Source organism: Candidatus Pelagibacter sp. (assembly GCF_052049675.1).
Taxonomy (GTDB): domain Bacteria; phylum Pseudomonadota; class Alphaproteobacteria; order Pelagibacterales; family Pelagibacteraceae; genus Pelagibacter.
On record NZ_JBNGZM010000001.1, the window covers coordinates 504038 to 527713 of the forward strand.

Annotated in this window: 23 protein-coding genes; 11 read left to right on the top strand and 12 right to left on the bottom strand. The window is 30.1% G+C overall.

Going from position 1 to position 23676, the window contains the following annotated elements; translation table 11 throughout:
• Nucleotides 1–2 precede the first annotated feature (2 nt).
• The 7 genes from purB to grxD are packed head-to-tail and all read left to right on the top strand — an operon-like array spanning nt 3 to nt 5764.
• Entirely contained in the window at nt 3–1295 is a 1293-nt protein-coding gene (gene purB / locus ACTT9L_RS02820) for an adenylosuccinate lyase (protein ID WP_440927831.1), read from the top strand.
• Nucleotides 1295–2080 (top strand): phosphoribosylaminoimidazolesuccinocarboxamide synthase, encoded by a 786-nt coding sequence (gene purC / locus ACTT9L_RS02825; RefSeq protein ID WP_440927832.1) that lies wholly within the window; start codon nt 1295–1297, stop codon nt 2078–2080. The genes purB and purC overlap by 1 nt, the downstream gene beginning before the upstream one ends.
• On the top strand, nt 2077–2319 hold the full coding sequence (gene purS / locus ACTT9L_RS02830) for a phosphoribosylformylglycinamidine synthase subunit PurS (protein WP_440927833.1): 243 nt from the start codon (nt 2077–2079) through the stop codon (nt 2317–2319). The genes purC and purS overlap by 4 nt, the downstream gene beginning before the upstream one ends.
• A gap of 3 nt (nt 2320–2322) precedes the next feature.
• Nucleotides 2323–3006: a phosphoribosylformylglycinamidine synthase I gene (purQ, locus tag ACTT9L_RS02835; protein ID WP_440927834.1), complete on the top strand. Its 684-nt coding sequence runs from the start codon at nt 2323–2325 to the stop codon at nt 3004–3006.
• The gene (gene purL / locus ACTT9L_RS02840; protein ID WP_440927835.1) at nt 3003–5195 is read left to right on the top strand and encodes a phosphoribosylformylglycinamidine synthase subunit PurL; all 2193 of its coding nucleotides are present in this window, start codon (nt 3003–3005) and stop codon (nt 5193–5195) included. The genes purQ and purL overlap by 4 nt, the downstream gene beginning before the upstream one ends.
• Nucleotides 5195–5425: a BolA/IbaG family iron-sulfur metabolism protein gene (locus ACTT9L_RS02845; RefSeq protein ID WP_440927836.1), complete on the top strand. Its 231-nt coding sequence runs from the start codon at nt 5195–5197 to the stop codon at nt 5423–5425. The genes purL and ACTT9L_RS02845 overlap by 1 nt, the downstream gene beginning before the upstream one ends.
• Nucleotides 5426–5764 carry a Grx4 family monothiol glutaredoxin gene (gene grxD, locus ACTT9L_RS02850; RefSeq protein ID WP_440927837.1) on the top strand — a complete coding sequence of 113 codons (339 nt, stop codon included), beginning with the start codon at nt 5426–5428 and terminating at the stop codon, nt 5762–5764.
• On the opposite strand, the gene rpsD is transcribed toward grxD, so the two are convergent.
• The 9 genes from rpsD to ACTT9L_RS02895 are packed head-to-tail and all read right to left on the bottom strand — an operon-like array spanning nt 5765 to nt 15628.
• A complete protein-coding gene (gene rpsD / locus ACTT9L_RS02855; protein ID WP_440927838.1) occupies nt 5765–6382 on the bottom strand; it encodes a 30S ribosomal protein S4 in 618 nt (205 codons plus the stop codon).
• Nucleotides 6383–6423: 41 nt separating this feature from the next.
• On the bottom strand, nt 6424–7137 hold the full coding sequence (locus ACTT9L_RS02860) for an RNA methyltransferase (protein WP_440927839.1): 714 nt from the start codon (nt 7135–7137) through the stop codon (nt 6424–6426).
• Nucleotides 7137–8000: an urea carboxylase-associated family protein gene (locus tag ACTT9L_RS02865; protein WP_440927840.1), complete on the bottom strand. Its 864-nt coding sequence runs from the start codon at nt 7998–8000 to the stop codon at nt 7137–7139. The genes ACTT9L_RS02860 and ACTT9L_RS02865 overlap by 1 nt, the downstream gene beginning before the upstream one ends.
• A 2-nt stretch (nt 8001–8002) precedes the next feature.
• Nucleotides 8003–9604, bottom strand: coding sequence for a citramalate synthase (gene cimA / locus ACTT9L_RS02870; RefSeq protein WP_440927841.1), 1602 nt, complete (start codon nt 9602–9604; stop codon nt 8003–8005).
• Nucleotides 9601–10956 carry a cysteine--tRNA ligase gene (cysS, locus tag ACTT9L_RS02875; RefSeq protein ID WP_440927842.1) on the bottom strand — a complete coding sequence of 452 codons (1356 nt, stop codon included), beginning with the start codon at nt 10954–10956 and terminating at the stop codon, nt 9601–9603. The genes cimA and cysS overlap by 4 nt, the downstream gene beginning before the upstream one ends.
• Nucleotides 10957–11001: 45 nt before the next feature.
• Nucleotides 11002–11739 carry an NAD(+) synthase gene (gene nadE / locus ACTT9L_RS02880; RefSeq protein ID WP_440927843.1) on the bottom strand — a complete coding sequence of 246 codons (738 nt, stop codon included), beginning with the start codon at nt 11737–11739 and terminating at the stop codon, nt 11002–11004.
• A gap of 38 nt (nt 11740–11777) precedes the next feature.
• Entirely contained in the window at nt 11778–13157 is a 1380-nt protein-coding gene (locus ACTT9L_RS02885; RefSeq protein ID WP_440927844.1) for a class II 3-deoxy-7-phosphoheptulonate synthase, read from the bottom strand.
• A gap of 35 nt (nt 13158–13192) precedes the next feature.
• Complete coding sequence (gene glmS, locus ACTT9L_RS02890; RefSeq protein ID WP_440927845.1) at nt 13193–15013, bottom strand: glutamine--fructose-6-phosphate transaminase (isomerizing); 1821 nt, start codon at nt 15011–15013, stop codon at nt 13193–13195.
• Between the two features lie 3 nt (nt 15014–15016).
• Nucleotides 15017–15628 carry a DapH/DapD/GlmU-related protein gene (locus ACTT9L_RS02895; RefSeq protein ID WP_440927846.1) on the bottom strand — a complete coding sequence of 204 codons (612 nt, stop codon included), beginning with the start codon at nt 15626–15628 and terminating at the stop codon, nt 15017–15019.
• A 69-nt stretch (nt 15629–15697) separates the two neighbouring features.
• Between ACTT9L_RS02895 and ACTT9L_RS02900 the strand changes: the two genes are divergently transcribed.
• Genes ACTT9L_RS02900 through ACTT9L_RS02915 form a run of 4 tightly spaced genes read left to right on the top strand, consistent with a single transcriptional unit; the run spans nt 15698 to nt 19957 of the window.
• Entirely contained in the window at nt 15698–16381 is a 684-nt protein-coding gene (locus ACTT9L_RS02900; protein WP_440927847.1) for an HAD-IA family hydrolase, read from the top strand.
• Between the two features lie 53 nt (nt 16382–16434).
• Nucleotides 16435–17937, top strand: a complete 1503-nt coding sequence (locus ACTT9L_RS02905) for an MmgE/PrpD family protein (protein ID WP_440927848.1) — start codon at nt 16435–16437, stop codon at nt 17935–17937.
• The gene (prpB, locus tag ACTT9L_RS02910) at nt 17937–18833 is read left to right on the top strand and encodes a methylisocitrate lyase (RefSeq protein WP_440927849.1); all 897 of its coding nucleotides are present in this window, start codon (nt 17937–17939) and stop codon (nt 18831–18833) included. Before ACTT9L_RS02905 ends, prpB begins: the two co-directional genes overlap by 1 nt.
• A complete protein-coding gene (locus ACTT9L_RS02915; protein ID WP_440927850.1) occupies nt 18833–19957 on the top strand; it encodes a bifunctional 2-methylcitrate synthase/citrate synthase in 1125 nt (374 codons plus the stop codon). Before prpB ends, ACTT9L_RS02915 begins: the two co-directional genes overlap by 1 nt.
• Here the strand turns inward: ACTT9L_RS02915 and ACTT9L_RS02920 are convergent, their stop codons facing one another.
• From ACTT9L_RS02920 to ACTT9L_RS02930, 3 genes are read right to left on the bottom strand one after another with little or no spacing between them, the layout of a single operon-like run.
• A complete protein-coding gene (locus ACTT9L_RS02920; protein WP_440927851.1) occupies nt 19958–20569 on the bottom strand; it encodes an FkbM family methyltransferase in 612 nt (203 codons plus the stop codon).
• A gap of 10 nt (nt 20570–20579) precedes the next feature.
• Nucleotides 20580–21611 (bottom strand): ribonucleotide-diphosphate reductase subunit beta, encoded by a 1032-nt coding sequence (locus ACTT9L_RS02925; protein WP_440927852.1) that lies wholly within the window; start codon nt 21609–21611, stop codon nt 20580–20582.
• Nucleotides 21602–23539: a ribonucleoside-diphosphate reductase subunit alpha gene (locus ACTT9L_RS02930; RefSeq protein ID WP_440927853.1), complete on the bottom strand. Its 1938-nt coding sequence runs from the start codon at nt 23537–23539 to the stop codon at nt 21602–21604. Before ACTT9L_RS02930 ends, ACTT9L_RS02925 begins: the two co-directional genes overlap by 10 nt.
• Between the last annotated feature and the right edge of the window lie 137 nt (nt 23540–23676).

A 23676-nucleotide genomic window follows, 5' to 3' on the forward strand; every position in this document is an offset into this window, starting at 1 on the left:
TAATGATTAAAAGATACTCGAGAAAAGAATTAACTGATATTTGGTCAGAAGAAAATAAATACAAAATCTGGTTAGATGTTGAAGTTGCAGCTGCAGAAGCAATGGAAAAACTTGGGCAAATTCCGAAAGGTGTTGCTTTAATCGTAAAAAAAAAAGCTAAAATTAATGTAAGCAGAATTCACAAAATAGAAGCTGAGGTTAAACATGATGTAATAGCATTTCTTACCTCTGTAACTGAAAAAGCTGGAATTAAAGCACGCTACCTGCATCAAGGAATGACTTCATCAGATGTTTTAGATACTAGTTTTAATATTCAATTAGTCCAATCAGGTAAAATCATTTTAAAAGATATAGATCAAATTTTAAAAGTTTTAAAAAAACAAGCCAAAAAATATAAATTTACACCGTGCATGGGAAGAAGCCATGGTATCCATGCTGAGCCAATTACTTTTGGATTAAAATTGGCTTCGTTTTACGAAGAATTTAAAAGAAACAAAAATAGATTAAAAGATGCGATTGATGAAGTATCAACATGCGCAATATCTGGTGCTGTTGGAACATTTGCTAACATTAGTCCGAATGTTGAAAAATATGTGGCAAAAAAATTAGGTCTGAAAGTTGAACCAATTTCTACACAAGTAATTCCCAGAGATAGACATGCATTTTATTTTTCTGTTTTAGGTATTATTGCTGGTTCTATTGAAAGAGTAGCAACTGAAATAAGACATCTACAAAGAACTGAAGTTTATGAGCTACAAGAATATTTTTCTAAAAATCAAAAAGGATCCTCTGCAATGCCTCATAAAAAAAATCCTATCTTAAGTGAGAATCTTACTGGTTTATCTAGGATGGTTAGAAGTGCAGTTATACCAGCACTTGAAAACATAGCTCTTTGGCATGAAAGAGATATTTCTCATTCAAGTGTTGAAAGAAATATCGGACCAGATGCTAATATAACAACTGATTTTGCATTAATTAGACTTACAAATATTTTAGATAACATGATTGTTTATCCTAAAAAAATGCTTGAAAACTTAAATTTAACAAAAGGTTTAATTTTTTCTCAAGAGGTTATGTTGGAATTAACTAAAACAGGTTTAAGCAGAGAAAAATCTTATAGATTGGTTCAATCTTACGCAAAAAAATGTTTTGCAGAGAATTTAAACCTTATTGACGTCATTTTATCTGATAAATTTATAATGAATAAAATTTCACAAAAAAGATTAAAATCTATATTTAATTATTCTAAACACCTTAAAAACGTAAATTTTATCTTTAGAAGAGTTTTTAAATAATGAAAAAAGGCAAAAAATTATACGAGGGAAAAGCTAAAATCATTTATGCAACAAATGATAAAAACTTAGTTATCCAATATTTTAAAGATGATGCTACTGCATTTAATAATCAAAAAAAAACTACCATTGAAGGTAAAGGTGTTCTAAATAACAGAATATCAGAACATATACTCTATAACCTTTCTCAAATAGGAATTAAAAATCATTTAGTAAAAAGATTAAATATGCGTGAGCAAATTATAAAGCTTGTTGAAATAATTCCGATAGAGTTCATTGTAAGAAATGTTGCAACAGGCTCAATTACTAAAAGATTGGGTATTGAGGACGGTACTGTTTTAAAAGAACCTCTGATCGAATACTGCTTGAAAGATGACAATCTTGGAGATCCATTAATATCTGAAGAACATATTTTAGCTTTTGATTGGGCGTCAAAAACAGAAATAGATAAAGTTAAAAAAATGATTTTAAGAATTAATGATTTTATGATTGGGATGTTTAGAGGTGTAGGGATTAAACTTATTGATTTTAAATTAGAATTTGGAAGAATTAAAATTGATGGAAAAAATGAAGTTATTTTAGCAGATGAAATTAGTCCTGACACATGTAGATTATGGGACAGTATTACAGAAAAAAAATTGGATAAAGATCGATTTAGAAAAGATCTGGGTGATTTAATTCCAGCCTATACTGAAGTTGCAAAAAGATTAGGTATACTTCATGAGCAATCTAATGTTTCAGCAGTAAATGTAACTAAATTATCTTCAGTTAAAAGAAAGAAAAAATGAAAATTTCTGTAATCATCACTCTAAAAAAAGATGTACTTGATCCACAAGGAAAGATTATTCATCAAACTTTGGATGGAATGGGTTTTGATGATGTTAAAGAAGTTAGACAAGGTAAATATTTTGAAATAGACACTAAAGAAACCGACAACACCAAAGCAAAAGCAAAAGTTGAAGAAATGTGCAAAAAACTTTTGGCAAATCTTGTAATTGAAAATTATAAAATTATTGATCCAAAGTAATTAATGAAATCATCAGTTATTACTTTTCCTGGTTCAAATTGCGACAGAGACATGGATGTTGCTCTAAAAAAATTTGGATTTAAAAATAAAATGGTTTGGCATGCCGATACTGAATTACCAAAAAGTGATTTGGTTGTGTTACCAGGTGGTTTTTCATATGGGGACTACTTAAGATGTGGAAGTATGGCTTCTAAATCAAAAATAATGAAATCTGTTATTAATTTTGCAAATTCAGGAGGTATGGTTATGGGTATCTGTAATGGATTTCAAATATTAGTAGAAACTGGTTTGGTTCCAGGTGTTTTGCTTAGAAACAAATATTTAGAATTTATTTGTAAAAATGTTTTTGTAAAAATTAATGATAAAAAAAATAAATATTTTAAAAATGTTGATAACGAGGTTTTAGAATTTCATATAGCTCATAATGAAGGTAATTATTTTTGTACTTATGATCAATTAAAAGAAATTGAAGATAATAATCAAATAGCTATTAACTATTGTGATGAAAATGGAAAAATAGAAGATCAATTTAATCCTAATGGATCTATAAAAAATATTGCTGGTATATTTAATAAAGAAAAAAATATTCTAGGGATGATGCCCCACCCTGAAAGAATGATTGACACATCTTTATCTGGTGAGGATGGATCATTATTTTTTAAAAACTTAATTAACAATTTAAAATGATTGTAAACGAACAAGTAGCAGTTGATCATGGTTTAAAAGAAGATGAATACGCTAAAATTTGTGAGTTATTAAAAAGGACACCAAACATTACAGAATTAGGGATTTTTTCTGCAATGTGGAATGAACATTGTTCATATAAATCATCAAGATTACATTTAAAAAAACTACCTACCAAAGGAAAGAAAGTTATTCAAGGTCCTGGTGAAAATGCTGGTGTTATCGATATTGAAGATAATGATGCAATAGTTTTTAAAATAGAAAGTCATAATCACCCTTCATTTATAGAACCTTACCAGGGTGCTGCAACTGGGGTTGGTGGAATAATGAGAGATGTATTTACAATGGGCGCAAGACCAATAGCTAACTTAAACTCAATACATTTTGGATCACCACAAAATAAAAAAACAAAAAATTTATTAAGAGGTGTTGTCCATGGCATAGGTGGTTATGGAAATTGCATGGGTGTTCCTACAATTGCTGGCCAAACAAGTTTTGATAGCTCCTATAATGGAAATATTTTGGTTAATGCTATGACATTAGGATTAGTCAAAAAAGATAAGATTTTCTACTCAAAAGCTGCAGGTTTAAACAAACCAGTTATATATGTTGGATCAAAAACTGGAAGAGATGGAATTCATGGAGCAAGTATGGCCTCAGCTAGTTTTGATGAAAAAATTGAGGAAAAAAAGCCAACAGTTCAAGTTGGAGATCCTTTTACTGAAAAACTTTTACTTGAAGCTTGTTTAGAGTTAATGGCTGGAGACTCCATTATAGCCATTCAAGATATGGGTGCTGCTGGATTAACCTCTTCAAGTATTGAAATGGCTTCAAAAGGCAACCTTGGAATTGAAATTAATTTAAACAAAGTACCTTGTAGAGAAACTAAAATGACTCCTTATGAAATTATGCTCTCTGAGAGCCAAGAAAGAATGTTGATTGTTTTAGAAAACGGCAAAGAAGAACAAGCAAAAAAAATATTTGATAAATGGAACTTGGATTTTGCAGTGATTGGAAAAACTACTAAATCTAAAAAAATAGAACTTTATTTTGATGAAGAAAAAGTTGCAGATATTCCAGTTAATACTTTGGTTGAAAACTCTCCTATGTACGATCGAAAATGGAAAAAAGCAAAACTTCCTAAAAAAAATAAGATTAAAAAAGAGGATATTAAACATTTAAAAATTATCGATGTATTAAAAAAAATTTTAGCAAATCCAAATGTATGTAGTAAAGAATGGATTTGGCAACAATACGATCATACTGTTATGGGAGATACAATACAAAAGCCAGGTGGAGATGCAGGGGTTGTAAGAGTTCATGGAACAGATAAAGCTGTCGCTGCTTCTGTAGACTCTTCAGCGGTATATTGCTGGGCTCACCCTTTAACTGGTGGAAAGCAGGTAGTTTGTGAAAGTTTTAGAAATCTTATATCTGTTGGAGCAAAACCTATTGCTATCACGAATTGTTTAAACTTTGGCAGTCCTGAAAATGAAGAAAACATGGGAGAGTTTGTTGAATGTGTTCAGGGAATTGGTGAAGCAAGTGAATATTTAAAGTTCCCAGTGGTTTCTGGAAATGTATCTTTCTATAACCAAACAAAAGACCAAGGTATAAAACCTACACCTGCAATAGGTGGAGTTGGATTGATAAAAGATTATAAGAATATGATCACTATGGATTTTAAAGAAGTTGATAATTTAGTTTTAGTAATTGGAAAAACTGAAGGACATATTGATCAAAGTTTATTTGCAAGAAATATTTTAGATGAAAAAAATGGACCTCCACCCGAGGTAAATCTATTTAATGAAAAAAATAATGGTGAAACAATACTGAAATTGATTGATAATAATTTAATTAAAAGCGCACATGATGTTTCTTTAGGTGGCATAATTACAGCAGTAGCGAAAATGTGTATTAAAGGAAAAAAGGGAATAAATATTAAAAAACCAAAATATTTAATTAACGAAATAGAATACTTGTTTGCTGAGGATCAAGGTAGATATATTATAGAAATAAACAAAAAAGATTTTAAAAAAGTAACTGATATATTGCATAAAAATGCAGTCCATTTCGATGATCTTGGTACAATTAATGAAAATGAACTATATATTAATGATAAGACAAAAGTTACAATTGACGAATTATCAACTTCTAATAAAAGTTGGCTTAAAAACTATATGAGTAAATAATGGCGATGGATTTAAAAGAAATTGAGAGTTTTATAAAAGAGGCAATGCCAGATGCAATTGTTGAAATACAAGATTTGGCAGGTGATGGAAATCATTATTCAGCTACCGTTACCTCGTCTCAATTTTCTGGAAAAAGTAAAATTGAGCAACATAAAATGGTTTACAACTCATTAAAAGGTAGAATGGGTAATGAACTTCATGCATTAGCAATCAAAACAAAGGAGAGTTAAATGGATCAACAAACAAATGATTTAATTAAAAATGAAATTGAAAACAACGAAGTATGTTTGTTTATGAAAGGTACACCTGACGCTCCACAATGTGGATTTTCAATGGCTACTTCAAATATATTAAAAGTTCTTGAAGTAAATTTTAAAGGTGTAAATGTTTTAGAAAATCAAAATTTAAGAGAAGGTATTAAGGTTTTTAGTGACTGGCCAACAATACCTCAACTTTATGTTAAAAATGAATTCGTAGGTGGATGTGATATAGTTAAAGAAATGTACGAAAGTGGAGAGTTAGCAAAACTTTTTGAGAGTAAAAATATAAACTTTAAATCTAAAAGCTAATTATCTAGAATAATATTCAATCACTAAATTAGGCTCCATAACAATTGGATATGGAACTTCTTCAAACTTTGGAATTCTAACAAATTTTAATTTTTTATTTTTTTCGTCCATCTGAATATATTCTGGAGTTTCTCTTTCTTTATTTGCAAGAGCAATATCGATTATTGCAAGCTGTTTAGATTTATCTCTTATCTCAATTGAATCTTCTTCTCTAACTAAGTAGCTTCCGATATTTACTTTTTTACCATTTACTTTTACATGACCATGATTGATTAATTGTCTAGCTGAAAAAATTGTTGTTGCGAATTTTGCTCTATAAATTACAGCATCTAATCTTCTTTCAAGAAGACCAATTAAATTTTCTCCAGTATCGCCTTTAAGCATTACTGCTTTTTTGTAAATATTTCTAAATTGTCTCTCGTTTATATTTCCGTAATATGCTTTCAATTTTTGTTTTGCTTGAAGCTGTATTCCATAATCAGATGGCTTTGATGTTTTTGTTTGACCATGTTGACCTGGTCCATAAGCTCTAGTATTAAAAGGACTTTTAGGTCTTCCCCAAAGGTTAACTTTTAATCTTCTGTCTACTTTATGTTTAGAGTTTAATCTTTTAGTCATTTAATAGTGGAGCTTTATAAACCTACTCATCATTTTGTCAATCAACGTTTTTTACCTAAGCTTGCAAATACACCTGATAAAATACGTGTTTCTTTGTTTGATAATTCCATCCTATAAAAAATATTCCTCAAGTTTTCAAGCATTATCGGCTTCTTTTCTTTCGATTTAAAGAAATTAATATCTTCAAGATTCTGAATACAAAGATTTGCCATAGCAACTATCTCTTTTTTAGATGCTGATTTAACTTTATTTGACTTCTTAAAAAAAGATACTTTTGAATTAATTATGCTTGATACATATTGTGCAATTATTATTAAGCTGTGAGATAAATTTAATGATTTAAAATCGGGATTTGTTGGAATTTGAAGAGTATAATTTGCATAACTTATTTCATTATTTGATAAACCTGATGCCTCTGACCCAAATAAAAAGGCTACATTTTTTTTGTAATTTATTTTTTTTAAATCTTCTAATTGAATATGTTTAATATTTTTATTTCTAAATCGTGCAGATGTTGCAATTACAACATCAATATTCTTTAAAGATTTTTCTATATTTTCAAAACTCTTAGCTTTATTGATTATATTTTTAGCTCCTACAGAAGTTGCTAAAATTTTATCATTTGGAAAAATTGGTTTGGAATCAACAATAATAAGTTTGTTAAAATTAAAATTTTTCATTCCCCTTGCACAGGCTCCAATATTTTCAGAAAGTTGGGGCTTGTGTAAAATGAAAGAAATATTATTAACAGACATTAATCTATGCCATGATTTCTGTTGTAATTTGAAATAACTGATGGTTTGATATTATTTAAATATTTAGAGTCTATTGTCCAAATTGAAACTTTTAAAGGATAACATTTTGCTACATCAGATGAATGCTCAGATCCGCAATCACCACCTGGACAAGCAGAAAGGGCACCTAATAAATCTGTTTCAGCAAAAAATTCCAAATAATCACCAGGTCTAACAGGACTTGCTTTCATAAAGTATTGTTTAGTATCATTAGTAAATCCAGTTAACATAAATACATTTAACACATCATGAACTATTTTTTCAGCATGGTCTAATTGGATATTTTTTTCTTTAACTAAAGCTCTTGTTAAATTTGAATGACAACAATAGTGATAATCATTATCACTAAGAAGTTTTGATGTATAAGGATCGCATCTTGTGCCAATTACATCATGTACCGATCCTCCATCTTCGTCATAATCATACCAATCTAAAGTATCCCAGGTAATCGTTGCCAGAGATCTTAAATATGGAAAACTACTAAACATTTTATCTCCTACTGAAAGATGAGTTCCATAGAGAGCTCTTGTTTTTCCTGAATAAAATTTTTCTTCTAAATTGTTTAAATTGAATAAATTTAAATCTCCTACTTGTGGACCATCAACACTCTCAATTCTAAAAAACTCTCCAAATTTTACCTCAAATGTTTTTGCATCTCTAGGAGGAATAATAACCTCATCTTTTTTAACTAAGTGCTTTCTAGCAGAATGTAAAATACTTAAATTTTTTTCTTCAATGTTTGTATTTGGATAGCAAACTATTGGTTTAGCTCCAACTCTTGTTTCCAAGTCTAATGGTTTCTCTGAAAATTTCTTAATTTTCATTTTTACAAACTTCCAGGAGCTTTATCCTTAAATAACTTATAATCTAGACTATCCACTAAAGCTTTGAAAGATGCATCAATAATGTTTGGAGACACCCCAATAGTGAACCAATTAATACCTCTAGAATCTGTGCTCTCGATACTTACTCTTGTTACAGCCTCAGTACCAGTATTTAAAATTCTAACTTTATAATCAACAAGTCTTAAATCTTTTAAATATTCTGAATATTTAGCAAGCTTACTTACATTTCTCCTAATTGCATTATCCAAAGCATTAACAGGGCCGTTTCCTTGACCTTCACACAAAATTTTTTCTCCATCTACTTCCAATTGAGCTTTTGCGTGTGAAATTATTTCTCCTGCATTATCTTTTTTAACTGAAACGTCATATTCATTAATAGAAATATATCTCGGTATCTCACCAATTAATCTTCTGGCTAACAATTCAAAAGACGCGTCAGCACCATCATAACTGTAACCAATAAATTCTCTATCTTTTACTTCTTCTAAAAGTTTTTTGATTTTTGGATCACTTTTTTCAACATTTATTCCTATAAGTTTTAATCTAGACATAATGTTTGATTGTCCAGATTGATCTGAAACAACTATATTTCGTGAATTTCCTACTTCTTCAGGATTAACGTGTTCATAAGTCTTTGGATCTTTTTGAACAGCAGAAACGTGCATACCACCTTTGTGTGAAAAAGCTGAAGCACCAACATAAGGAAGATGCTTGTTTGGTTTTCTATTTAACAATTCATCTAATAACCTTGAGCATTGAGTTAAATTTTTTAAATTTTCACGTTTGATATTAAGTTCATAGTTTTCATAAAAATCTTGTTTTAAAAAAAACGTAGGTATTAGAGATACTAAATTTGCATTTCCGCATCTCTCTCCTAATCCATTCAATGTACCTTGAACTTGTCTAACTCCTGCTTGAACAGCAACTAAACTATTAGCAACAGCATTTTCAGTATCATTATGAGCATGAATACCTAAATTTTTACCAGGAATATGATTAATTACTTCTCTAACAATCTTATCTACTTCATGAGGAAGAGTTCCACCATTTGTATCACATAAAACAATCCATCTAGCTCCGTTATCATATGCTGCTTTTAAACAAGAAATTGCATATTCAGGATTCGATTTGTAACCATCAAAGAAATGTTCAGCATCAAACATAAATTCTTTTCCAGATTTAATTATATGTTTTGCACTTTCACTTATATTTGAGAGATTTTGATCATTTGAAATACCAAGGGCAACATCCACCTGAAAATCCCAAGATTTACCAAACAAACATACCGACGAACTTTTAGAATTTATCAATGAGGATAGCATTGGATCATTCTCAGCACTATGTTCAGTTTTTTTTGTCATACCAAATGCAGTTAATTTTGCTGATTTAAAATTATGTTCTTTATTGAAAAATTCTGTATCTGTAGGATTTGCTCCAGGCCATCCTCCTTCAATATAATCAACACCTAAAGTATCCAGAGAAGATGATATCTTTTCTTTGTCATCAATTGAAAAATCTACACCTTGAGTCTGTGCACCATCACGTAATGTAGTATCAAATATGTATAATCGATCTTTACTCATTTAAATTTCCAGACCGTTTTACCATCTTTGTCCTCTATTAAAACACCTTTGTCTAAAAGATCATTTCTAATTTTATCAGCTTCGTCATAATTTTTATTAATTCTAGCTTTATTTCTCTGATTAATTTTAAATAAAATTTCACTTTCAGAAATTGAAACCTTGCTTTTTTTAAATTTTAGCCAATCCTCTTTACTTTCATTTAATAATCCAACAAAATGACATGCTGAAATAAATATTCTTTTATCCTCATCAGATCCTTTTGATGCTTTCTCATATAATTTGTGCAAATTAGTTATAAAGCCTGGAGTATTCAAATCATCGAGAAGAGGTTTTAAAATTTCGTCTGAAATTTTTGGTTTTTTTTCAATATTTAGGTAAATATTATACCATTTATTAATTGTATTTTCGCTATCTTCTAAAAGCTTATCATTCCAATCAAGTGGTTGTCGGTAATGTGCACTCATTAAAGCCAGTCTTAAAACTTGACCGCTTTTTATATTTCTAAAATCTTTAATTTTTAAAATATTACCTTGAGATTTTGCCATTTTTTCATTGGACATTGTGATAAAAGCATTATGTAACCAATAATTAGCAAACACTTTACTATCATTTGCACATCTTGATTGAGCAATTTCATTTTCGTGATGAGGAAATAATAAATCAACACCTCCTCCATGAATATCAAATTCTTTTCCTAAATATTTTTTAGACATTGCTGAACATTCTAAATGCCAACCAGGTCTTCCTTTCCCCCAAGGTGAGTCCCAGGATGGTTCGTCTGCTTCTGATGGTTTCCAAAGAACGAAATCTTCAGGATTTTTTTTATTATCACTCACTTCAATTCTTGACCCTGCAACCAATTCATCTAGTTTTTTGTTTGATAACTGTCCATAATCTTTAAATTTTTTTACTTCGAAATAAACATGCATATTATTTTCATAGGCAAATCCTTTTTTTATTAGTTCAGAGATCATTTCTTTCATCTCAGAAATATGCTCAGTCGCTTTAGGTTCATGATTTGGTTTTTCACAATTTAGATAAATACAATCTTCTTTAAAGCTTTCAGTAATTTTTTTTGTAAGATCTAAAATTGAAATATTATTTTCCCGTGATGATTTTATTATTTTATCATCTACATCAGTAATATTTCTGACATATGTTACATTTGGATATTCTTTTTTTAAAATTTTAAACAAAATATCAAATACAATTAGTGGTCTAGCATTACCAATGTGTGGATCGTCATAAACTGTTGGACCACAAACGTACATTCGCACATTATTTTTATCCTTAGGAATAAATTTTTCTTTTTTGTTAGTAAGATTATTTGTTAAAAAAATATCCAAACTCATAGTTGAAGAGATATACTTAAATTATAGATTTGTGAATCTATTTGATTAATTTGGAATTATGCACACAGGAATTGGCTCCATTTTATGCATATTTTGTTTTCTAATATTTTCGTATTTATTACGATTCGGAGAATTTGGATTCTCCATGGCTTCTTCTAATTCGTTATATTTTAATCCAAGTTGACCTTCATCCGTTCTACCATCATCCCACAATCCATCAGTTGGGGGTGCATCAATAATCTCTTTTAAAATTCCAAGTTCCTTCCCCAATTCCCAGACTTGAGTTTTATTACAATCAGCTATTGGGGAAATATCTACACCTCCATCACCATACTTTGTGTAAAATCCTACTCCAAAATCCTCAACTTTATTACCTGTTCCTACAACAATACCTTTGTTTGCAGCAGCCACTTGATAAAGAGTAGTCATTCTAAGTCTTGCTCTTGAATTAGCCATACCATGCTCGCTGTCAAATTCAGATAAAGTTGCGTTAAATGCTAAAAATAATTCATCTAAATTAATTGTGTGAGCCTCAACATTTTTGAAATTTTTAACTAACCAATCTTGATGTTTTAAACTCAAATCATGTTGATGAGATTTTTGTTTGATTGGCATTGATAAAACAATCGTTTTTAAACCAGTCATAGCACTAAGAGTGCTTGATACTGATGAGTCAATTCCTCCAGAAATTCCAATTACTAAAGACTCGGCCTTTTTTGGCATATTATTTACATAATCTTTAATCCAATTAGAAATAAATCTTACTTTTTCCTGAGGTTGCATACTCTTAAAATATTTATTATTTGTAAATTTACAATGTATTAAGATGCCGCTCTGTCTGCATTTTTTGAATATGAGCTATTCTTTTTAATCTCATCTGAGATCAAAAATGCCATCTCTAATGCTTGATTTCCATTAAGTCTTGGATCGCAATGAGTATGATACCTAGAAGATAAATCTTTTTCTGATATTTTTTGAGCACCTCCTATACATTCAGTTACATCCTGACCAGTTAATTCGATATGTAAACCACCTGCATAACTTCCCTCACTTTGATGGCATGCAAAAACTTCCTTTACTTCTTTTAAAACACTATTGAATGGTCTTGTTTTAAAACCTGTAGCTGCTTTGATTGTATTTCCATGACAAGGATCACACGACCAAATCACATTTAATCCCTCTTTTTTTATCGCTCTAATTAATTTTGGTAAAAATTTTGATACATTATCAGCTCCAAATCTTGATATTAAAGTAATTTTGCCTTTTTCATTTTTTGGATTAATTCTATTACAAAGATTAATTAAATCATCAGCTTTTAAAGTTGGTCCACATTTAATCCCAATTGGATTTTCTATACCTCTGCAAAATTCAACATGACCACCATCTAATTGTCTTGTTCTATCTCCAATCCAAACAAAATGAGCTGAAGTATCATGATTTTCACCAGTGGTAGAGTCTGTTCTAGTCATAGACTCCTCAAAAGGTAGTAGTAAAGCTTCATGTGATGTCCAAAAATTTACTGTGTACAATCTATTATTAAAATCTGAAGTAATTCCACACGCTCGCATAAAAGCAATAGCATCAGCAATTTTATCTTCAAGATCCTTAAATTTTTTAGCCTGTGGGCTTTTTTTAATATAATCTAAATTCCATAAGTGGACTTTGTTTAAATCTGCAAAACCTCCTTTTGAGAAAGCTCTAATAAGATTAAGAGTTGCAGCTGATTGTGAATAAGCTTTAAATAATCTTTTAGGATCTGGAACTCTTGCTTTTTCTGTAAATTCCATTGCATTTATATTATCACCTAAGTAGCTTGGTAGTTCTACGCCATCTTTAATTTCTGTTGGAGCACTTCTAGGTTTTGAAAACTGTCCTGCTATTCTTCCAACTTTAACAACTGGTAAGGATGCCGAATAAGTTAAAACTAATGACATTTGCAACATAAGTTTAAATGTATCTCTAATATTATCTGGATTAAATTCTGCAAAACTTTCTGCACAGTCTCCACCTTGAAGTAAAAATGCTTTACCATCGACAACTTCAGCTAACTGACTTTTAAGATGTCTTGTTTCGCCTGCAAAGACTAATGGAGGAAATGTTCCTATCTTATCTAAAACCTTATCCAGTTCTTTTTTGTCTGGATAATCTGGAATATGTTTAACAGGGTATTTTCTCCAACTATTTTTTTTCCAACTTTTCATATTCAACCTAGAGGTGTTTTAACAGAGTTTAAAGTTTATTCAACAGTGACAGATTTAGCCAAATTTCTAGGCTTATCAATGTCATAACCTTTTTTAAGAGCAGAGTAATATGCAAGTTTTTGAAGCGGAATAGTCAGAAGGAATGGAAGTAAGTCATCATTTGTATTCTCAACTTCAATAGTTTCCCAAATATTTTCTGACACAACTTCATCTTTACTTTTGTTGGTTATCAATAATACCTTCGCTCCTCTAGCAATAACTTCCTGCATATTCGAAATAGTTTTTTTGTAATAATTATCTCTCGGTGCCAAAACAACTACTGGCATGCCCTCTTCTATCAAGGCCAAAGGTCCATGTTTCATTTCCCCCGCTGGATATCCTTCAGCATGAACATATGAAAGTTCTTTAAGTTTTAATGCGCCTTCTAAAGCTATTGGATATGAATACCCTCTTCCTAAAAACATTGAACCTTTAGCTTCATTAAATGTTGATGATATTGCTTGGATATCATTATCATGAAGTAATGTTTTCTCTATTAAGCCAGGCAAAGCTTTTAAAGCTCTAATCTTTTCTTGATATTCTTTTTTTTCAATTTCATTTCTCATTGATCCAAGTTTTAAAGCTAGAATATATAAAACAAGTATTTGACCTAGAAATGCTTTTGTTGATGCAACTCCAATTTCAGGACCACAATGAATTGGTAAAACAAAATTAGAGTCTCTTGCTATTGAGCTTTCGATTACATTAACAACAGCACATGTTTTCATGCTGTTTTTGTTACATATATCTAAAGCCGCATAAGTATCTGCTGTTTCCCCAGATTGTGAAACAAAGACATATAAAGTGTCTTTTTTAAATCTATTTTTTCTATATCTAAATTCTGACGCTATATCTATATTAACATCTAAATTTGTAAGTTCTTCAAACCAATATTTTGCCATTAAGCAAGAGTGATACGCTGTTCCACATCCTATTAAGGTGATATAATTGATCTCTTCTATTTTCCAAGGAAAATTAAAAATATTTATGTCTTTATTTACATTATCTACATATTCTTTAATTCCGGTTTTAATTGTTAGTGGTTGCTCTTCAATTTCTTTTGCCATGAAATGTTTAAAATCGCCTTTATCGTAATTTGCTTGATCTGATGATAGTTCTAATATTTTTTTATTAACTTTTTTTCCTTCTTCGTTGAAAAAAAGAACTTGATCTTTTTTAACAATACAAAATTCACCATCGTCAAGATAAGTAATTTTATTTGTCATAGATTTTAAAGCATAAGAATCTGATCCTAGATAGTTTTCATTTGGACCATAACCAACAGCTAAGGGTGACCCTCTTCTAGCACCAACTATTAAGTCTGGCATATCTTTAAAAACAATTCCAAGAGCAAAACTACCATGAAGTTGTTTTAAAGTTTTTGTAATGGCTTCCTCTAATTCTGAAGTCTTTAAATGTTCTGTTATTAAGTGAACAATTACTTCTGTATCTGTCTGTGATTTGAAGTTATGACCTTTGTTAATTAAATGTTTTTTTAATATTGTAGAATTTTCAATAATTCCATTATGAACTACAGATACGTTATGAGAAGAATGAGGATGAGCATTTAAACTATTTGGAATTCCATGAGTTGCCCATCTTACATGACCTATACCAATATTTCCTCTTAAGTTTTTTAAATCAAAATTGTTTTCTAAGTTATCAACTCTTCCCTCTGATTTCATTTCATTGATTTTACCGTCAGAGAGTGTGGCTATTCCTGCTGAATCATATCCTCTGTACTCTAATTTTTTTAATGAATTAATTATATTTGCAGAAACAGGTTTGTTACTTGATATTCCAATAATTCCACACATAAATTATTTTTTCTTTCTTTTGTAATTCTTAACTTCTAATTGTGGCGATCTTGTTAGCGCTAAAGATTGTTTTTTGACATTCTTTGTTATTACTGATCCAGCTCCAACAACACTATCTTTATTTATAGTAATTGGTGCAACTAAAGAAGAGTTTGAGCCTATAAATACTTTGTCTTTAATTTTTGTCTTATTTTTATTTACTCCATCATAATTACAAGTAATTGTTCCCGCTCCAATGTTCACTGATTTTCCAATTAGAGCATCTCCCACATAAGATAAATGATTAACTTTAGATTTATTTCCTAAAGTGCTTTTTTTAATCTCTACAAAATTACCTACTTTAGATCCCTCTTTTAAAATTGTATTAGGTCTTATTCTGGCATATGGACCAATCTCAACTTTATTTTCAATTTTACAAGATTCTAAATGTGAAAAAGATTTTATAATTACATTACTCCCAATTTTGACCTTAGAGCCAATAACTACAAAAGGTTCTATTGTTACGTTACTTCCAATCTTTGTATCTTTTGAAAAAAAAATGGTTTCAGGACCAATCATCTTTACGCCTGAGTTTATAAATTTTTCTCTAAGTTTTTTTTGATTTAAAACTTTCATTTAAAATTGATTTACATTAAGTATATACATTGATTAATTCACAATTTATTTCTTTAAAATACTTTTAAAATGAAACAAAAATTTACAATTTTATTCGATTTAGATGGCACATTAGTTGATACGGCTCCAGATCTAATGAGGGCTCACAATCATGTTATGAAGAAATTTGGCTACCCAACTAAATCAACTGAAGAAATTAGAAATCTTGTTGGTAAGGGTGCTGGAGCAATGATTGGTAGATCTATATGGGGTCAAGCAAAAAAAGAATTTGGGAAAGTAAATGATGAAAAAGTAAAAAAAGAAATGGTTACTGAGTTTGTTGATTTTTATGGGAAAAATATAATAAACGAAAGTACACTTATTAGAGGTGTAAAAGAATTTTTAAATTGGTGCAAAGATCAAAATATATCCATGGCTGTTTGTACAAATAAACAAGAACGTTTATCAAATGATCTTTTAAAAAAAATTGGCATCTATGATTATTTTGAATATGTGGCTGGATCAGATACTTTTGATTATTGTAAACCAGATCCAAGGCATCTTACCTCTGTGGTTGAAATACTAGATGGAGATATAAAAAAGTCGATAATGATAGGTGACAGTGAAACTGATGCAAATGCTGCAAAGGCAGCTGAGATACCAATTATCTTATTGGAGGACGGATATACTGAAAAAAATAAAGACGAAATTTATCACAATCACTTAATAAAAGACTTTGTAGATATTGAAAAAATTGTATCTCAATATCTTTAATATTGATTAATTTATTTTAACTATTAAAACAAAATCACACATTAGGAGTTATTTTGTTATTACATACAGTTGAAGTATATCCATCAAAAATTAATCTTCCAAAGAAGAAACAACTCGCATGGAAGATAGCTGATATAGCAAGTGATAATGCTAAATTAAATAAAGACGCTATTCAAATGGTTATCAACAGAATAATTGATAACGCTTCAGTTGCTATTGCTTCGTTAAATAGAAAACCAGTAATATCATCTAGAGAGATGGCATTAAAACATTCTAGAAAAAATGGTGCCACTATATTTGGAGTAAATTCAAAATTAAAATTTGATTGCGAATGGGCAGCTTGGTATAATGGAACAGCAGTTAGAGAATTAGATTTTCATGACACTTTTTTAGCTGCTGATTATAGTCATCCTGGTGATAACATACCTCCGCTTATAAGTGTTGCACAACAAAATAAAAAAAGTGGATTGGATTTACTAAGAGGAATAATAACTGCATACGAAGTTCAAGTAAATTTAGTTAAAGGAATTTGTTTACATAAGCATAAAGTTGATCACATTGCTCATTTAGGACCTAGTGTGGCTGCTGGATTAGGAACAATGTTAAAGTTAAATACAGAAACAATTTATCAGGCTGTTCAACAAGCACTACATACAACAATTTCTACAAGACAATCAAGAAAAGGAGAAATTTCAAGTTGGAAAGCATATGCTCCAGCGCATGCAAGTAAACTTGCAATAGAAGCTGTTGACAGAGCTATGAGAGGTGAAGGAGCTCCTAGTCCAATTTATGAAGGGGAAGATAGTGTTATAGCAAGAATACTAGATGGTAAAAAAGCTAAATACAAAGTTCCTTTACCAAAAAAAGGTGAAAGCAAAAAAGCTATTTTAGAAACATATACAAAAGAGTATTCCGCTGAATATCAGTCTCAGGCATTAATTGATCTAGCTAAAAAATTAAAAATAAAAATACCTAATTTAAACCTTATTAAAAAAATTGATATATTTACAAGCCACCACACACATTATGTTATCGGTACAGGTGCTAATGACCCACAAAAAATGGATCCTAATGCCAGCAGAGAGACATTAGATCATTCTATAATGTACATCTTTGCTGTAGCACTTGAAGATGGAGATTGGCATCATGTCAAATCTTATACAAAAGCAAGAGCTAATAGAAAAAGTACCATTAAGATTTGGAAATCAATAAAAACGTATGAAGATAAAAAATGGACAAAGAAATATCACGATCCAAATCCAAAAAAAAAATCTTTTGGAGCTAAAGTTGTTGTAACACTTAAAAATGGAAAAAAAATTACTGAGGAATTGGATAGAGCTGATGCACATCCGTATGGAGCAAGACCATTTAAGAGGCAAAATTATATAAATAAATTTTTAACTTTAACTGATGGTATTTTAGATAGAAAAGAGAGTGATCGTTTTTTAAAAACAGTACAAAATTTAAAAAATTTAAAACCTGGTCAACTTTATAAATTAAATATTGAAGTTAAAAAGAAAAAATTAAAACAAAATAATAAAAAGGGAATTTTTTAATGCACTTTGTGGAAAAAGAACCAAGTCAAAAGAGATTAGATTTTGACCAGAAATTAAAATCAAATAAAATATTACGAGTTCCTGGTGCATATAATCCATTGACAGCAAAATTAATTGAGGAAATTGGTTATGATGCAGTTTACGTATCTGGTGGAGTAATGGCTAATGATCTTGGTTTTCCAGATATTGGCTTAACTACACTTCAGGATGTTAGTACAAGATCTTATCTGATTTCGAGAGTAACTAATCTTCCAACAATAGTTGATATAGATACGGGATTTAAATCATGTAAAGAAACCATAGAAACCTTTGAAGAATTTGGAATAACAGGAGTTCATATAGAGGATCAAATTGAACGAAAAAGATGTGGACACCTTGATAATAAAGAACTTATTTCAACTGATGATATGGTTAAAAAAATTAAAGAATGTGTTGCTACTAAAAAAGATCAAAATTTTAAAATTATCGCACGTTCAGATGCTAAAAGTGTTGAAGGTTTGGATAAAATGATTGAAAGATGTAAAGCCTACATTGATGCTGGTGCTGAAATTATTTTCCCAGAAGCTCTTGAAAATGAAAAAGATTTTGAAAAAGTTCGTAAAAATTTATCTGGTTATTTATTGGCTAATATGACTGAATTTGGTAAATCAAAATTATTTAATTACAAAGAATTAGAAAATTTCGGATACAATATTGTTATTTATCCAGTAACTTCGCAAAGATTGGCCATGAAAAATGTAGAAGATGGATTAAGAGACATTTATGCAAATGGACATCAAAATAATATTATCGATAAAATGCAAACTAGGAAAAGACTTTATGAATTAGTGGATTATGAAAAATACAATTCATTAGATGAAAAAATTTATAATTTTAGTTCGGAAGGGCATGAATAATGAATGATGATATAAAAAAAGGATTACTTGGCATTGTTGTAGATGAAACAGAAGTTTCAAAAGTAATGCCAGAAATTAATTCTCTTACTTATAGAGGATATGCTGCTCAAGATTTATGTGAATACTGTAGATTTGAAGAAGTTGCTTATCTAATTTTAAATAAAGACCTTCCAAATACTATTCAACTTAGACAATTTGAAAAAGAAGAAAAAAATAATAGAGAACTTACAAAAAACTTATATGAAATAATAAGACATATGCCTAAAAAATCTCATCCAATGGATGTGGCAAGAACTGCTGTGAGTGTTATGGGATTGGAAGATAAAGAAACAACAGACTCTTCACCTGAGGCAAATATGAGAAAAGCTCTAAGAATTTTTGCAAAAACTCCAACTGCACTTGCTGCTTTTTACAGAATTAGAAAAGGTAAAAAAATTATTAAACCAAAAAAAACACTCACATTTGCTGAAAATTTTTTCTATATGTGTTTTGGAAAAGTGCCACAAAAAGAGATCGTAAAAGCTTTTGATGTCTCATTAATTTTATATGCTGAACATAGTTTTAATGTATCAACATTTACTGCTAGAACAATTACTAGTAGCCTATCTGATATACATGGTGCAATAACTGGAGCAATTGCAAGTTTAAAAGGTCCTTTACATGGTGGGGCAAACGAAGAGGTAATGCACATGATGAATAAAATCAAAAAACCAGAAAATGCACTTAAGTGGATAAATAATGCACTTAAAAACAAGGAAGTAGTGATGGGATTTGGTCATAGAGTTTATAAATCAGGCGACTCTAGAGTTCCAACCATGAGAGAATACTTTAGTAAAGTTTGCAAAATCAAAAAAGACAAAAAATTTGAAAGAATTTACGATATTGTTGAAAGAGTAATGATCAAGGAAAAAAATATACATCCTAACGTGGACTATCCTACAGGACCAACTTACCACTTAATGGGGTTTGATACTGATTTCTTTACACCTATTTTCGTTATCTCAAGAATAACAGGTTGGTCTGCTCACATAATGGAGCAGCATGCAGCTAACAAACTTATTAGACCTTTAGCTAGCTACAAAGGCAACAAACATAGAAAAGTAATGGAATTAAACCAAAGATAGCTATTTATAAGCTAATATATTTTCTTTATCTATTTGATTTAACTTAAATCCTTCTAATATTAATTTATCTTTAATTTCCTGTAATTTTTTACCTTCTTTAAAAGTACCATCAAAGTGTTTAGACTCAAACTGGATCGAATTAATATCAGTTTTTTTATAATTAATAGATTTTAAAATTTCATATTCTGCGCCCTCAACATCTATTTGTAGTTTATCTATTGATTCAATTTCAAATTTTTCAATTAAGCCATCAAAAGTAATAAACTCTATTTCAATCTCATCTATATCTTCATCCTCAATTTTAAATCTTTTTGTTCTATGGTCTAAGATATGATTTTTATTAAATGAGCCAATTCCACTTGCCCAATGTTTTCCTAGTTTTGAAATTGATTTTTCATTAACATAATAAAACTTACTTATTTTATTTTCTGAAAAAATAGCATTCGTGCAAATTTGAATATTATTTGAACTTATAAATTTTTCTTTTAACTTATTATAGTTATAAGGAACTGGCTCAACTAATAAGATATTTTGTTTATCAAACCTAGATAACTCATCGTTTAGCCAAACACCGAAATGTGCTCCAATTACAACTAAACCAAATTTTTTCACTCAATTGTTTTTAACTGAAAGCTTCTGCCCAAGTACCTTGTGTTGATGCTTTAGAATATTCTGTTGCTCTTCCTTCAAAGAAATTCATGTGCTCAACAGCATTAAGCATTGTGTCTAACCAAGTTAAAGGATTTTTATCAATATCATAAATTGGTTCTAGTCCTAACTGAACCAATCTTCGGTTAGCAATAAATCTGATGTATTCCTTAACTTCTTTTGCAGTTAATCCTTCCATTGGTCCCATTTCAAAAGCAAGATCAATAAAAGCATCTTCATGTTCAATGATAGTTCTACAAGCTTCGTAAAGTTCTTTTTTAAGTTTTGGAGTCCAAATTTCTGGATTTTCTTTGATGAATTCTTTAAAAATTCTAATCATTGAGTTGCAATGAAGGGTTTCATCTCTTACAGACCAAGTAACAATCTGACCCATTCCTTTCATTTTATTGTGTCTTGGAAAATTTAATAAAATTGCAAAACTTGCAAATAGTTGCAGTCCTTCAGTGAAAGCACTAAATACAGCTACAGTTTTTGCAATATCTTCTTTTGAGTTAACATTAAAGTCTTGCATGTAATCATATTTGTCTTTCATTTCTTTATATTTCATAAATGCTGAGTATTCAGACTCAGGCATTCCTATTGTATCTAACAAATGAGAATAGGCAGCAACGTGTACAGTTTCCATAGCTGCGAAAGCTGTCATCATCATTAAAACTTCTGTAGGTTTAAATACTGTTGTGTAGTGTCTTAAGTAACAATTATTAACTTCTACGTCTGCTTGGGTAAAAAATCTAAAAATTTGAGTTAATAAATTTTTTTCTGATTGTGACAAGTTTTTTTGCCAATCTCTCACATCATCTCCAAGAGGAACTTCTTCTGGTAACCAATGAATTCTTTGCTGTGTAAGCCAAGCATCATAACACCAAGGATATCTAAATGGTTTATAAACTGGGTTCTCAACTAATAATCCCATTTTTTTTGGTTGAATAATTTCTTTTTTTTCAGGATGAATAATTTCTGAATTTATTTTTTCTGCTACTGACATGATAGACACTCCTCGTATTCTGTTTCTTCAGTTTTGGTTGATTTATTTTTGTAAACATTTGCCATGATATCTGTTGATTTTGCATCATTGATATTTTCGGCTCTTTGAATTGATTTTGATCTACAGTAATAAAGGCTCTTTAAACCTTTTTTCCAAGCATCAAAATGAATTTTATGAAGTTCTTTCTTATGAACATCAGCAGGTAAGAACAAATTTACTGATTGCGCTTGAGATATAAATGGAGTTCTGTCTCCACTTAACTCAATAATCCAATTTTGGTTCAACTCAAATGCTGTTTTAAAAACATCTTTCTCTAAATCAGTTAGAAAATCTAAATGTGATATTGAGCCTTGGTTAGTTGTAATGCTCGACCAAGTTTCATCATCATTTTTACCATAGCTCTCTAATATCTCCTCAAGATATCTATTTTTAACGTTAAATGAACCTGACAAAGTTTTATGTGTGTAACTATTGGCAGCAATTGGCTCTACTCCTGGTGACGCCCCACCACAAATAATAGAAATCGAAGCTGTTGGCGCTATTGCAGTTTTATTAGAAAATCTTTCTTGATAACCATATTCTGCAGCATCGGGACATGCACCTCTTTCTTCTGCTAAATCTTTAGAGGCCTGATTTACTTTAGCATCTATGTCTTTAAATATTTTTTTGTTCCAAGACTTAGCCATTACAGATTCTAAAGGAATTCTATTTTTTTGTAGAAACGAATGGAAACCCATTACGCCTAATCCAACGCTTCGCTCTCTTTCAGCTGAATACTTTGCGTCTTTAAATTGATCTGGAGCTTTGTTTATAAAGTCCGATAAAACATTATCTAAAAATCTCATAACATCATTGATCATGTTTGGATCATCTTTCCACTCGTCATATTTTTCTAAATTTAAAGATGATAAACAACAAACTGCTGTCCTATCTCTACCATCTTTATCTATTCCAGTTGGTAAAGTTATTTCACTACACAAGTTAGAAGTTTTAACTGTAAGATTAGCTAATTTGTGATGCTGCGGAATTTGTCTATTAACAGTATCAATATAAATTATATATGGTTCACCAGTTTCTATTCTTGCAGTAAGTAATCTTATCCATAAATTTCTTGCAGAAATGGTTTGTTGAACAGTTCCATCTGCCGGACTTTTCAACGCCCATTGTTCGTCAGTTTCCACAGCTCTCATGAATGCATCTGAAACTAAAACACCGTGATGTAAATTTAATGCTTTTCTATTTGGATCTCCACCTGTTGGTCTTCTCATCTCAATAAACTCTTCTATCTCAGGATGATCTATTGGAAGATAGCATGCTGCAGAACCTCTTCTTAATGATCCTTGACTAATTGCCATAGTCAAAGAGTCCATAACCTTAATAAAAGGAATTATTCCTGATGTCTTTCCAACTTTACCAATTTTTTCGCCAATAGATCTTAAGTTACCCCAATAACTTCCAATACCACCACCTTTAGCTGCAAGCCAAACATTCTCACTCCATAAATCTAAAATGCCTCCTAAGCTATCTGATGCTTCATTTAAAAAACAAGAAATAGGTAATCCTCTTTTGGTTCCACCGTTTGATAAAACAGGTGTTGCTGGCATAAACCAAAGATTACTTATATAATTATAAATTCTTTGAGCATGAAGATTGTCATCGGAATATGAGCTTGCAACTCTAGCAAATAAATCTTGAAAAGATTCGTTGTGACCAAGATATCTATCTTTTAAAGTCGCTTTACCAAAGTCAGTTAAATTTGCATCTTTTGAACGGTCAATCTTAATAATAATGCCTTTGTCATTTTGAAATAATTCTGTTTCGTTATTTAATGAGAATAGGTCAGGTCTTTTATCTTTTGTAACCTCGTTAATTTGAGGGCTATATTCAGAGACAGCTTTCTTTAGGGCCTGCGATAAAATTTTGTTCATAACTCTTATTATATTTAGTTTATTTAACGAAAACAACTACATGTTGTAGGCGTTTTGACTTAATATACTATATAATCAGTAAATCAATAGAACATTTATAGAACATGACAAATTATATTTCAATAAAAAAAATTAAA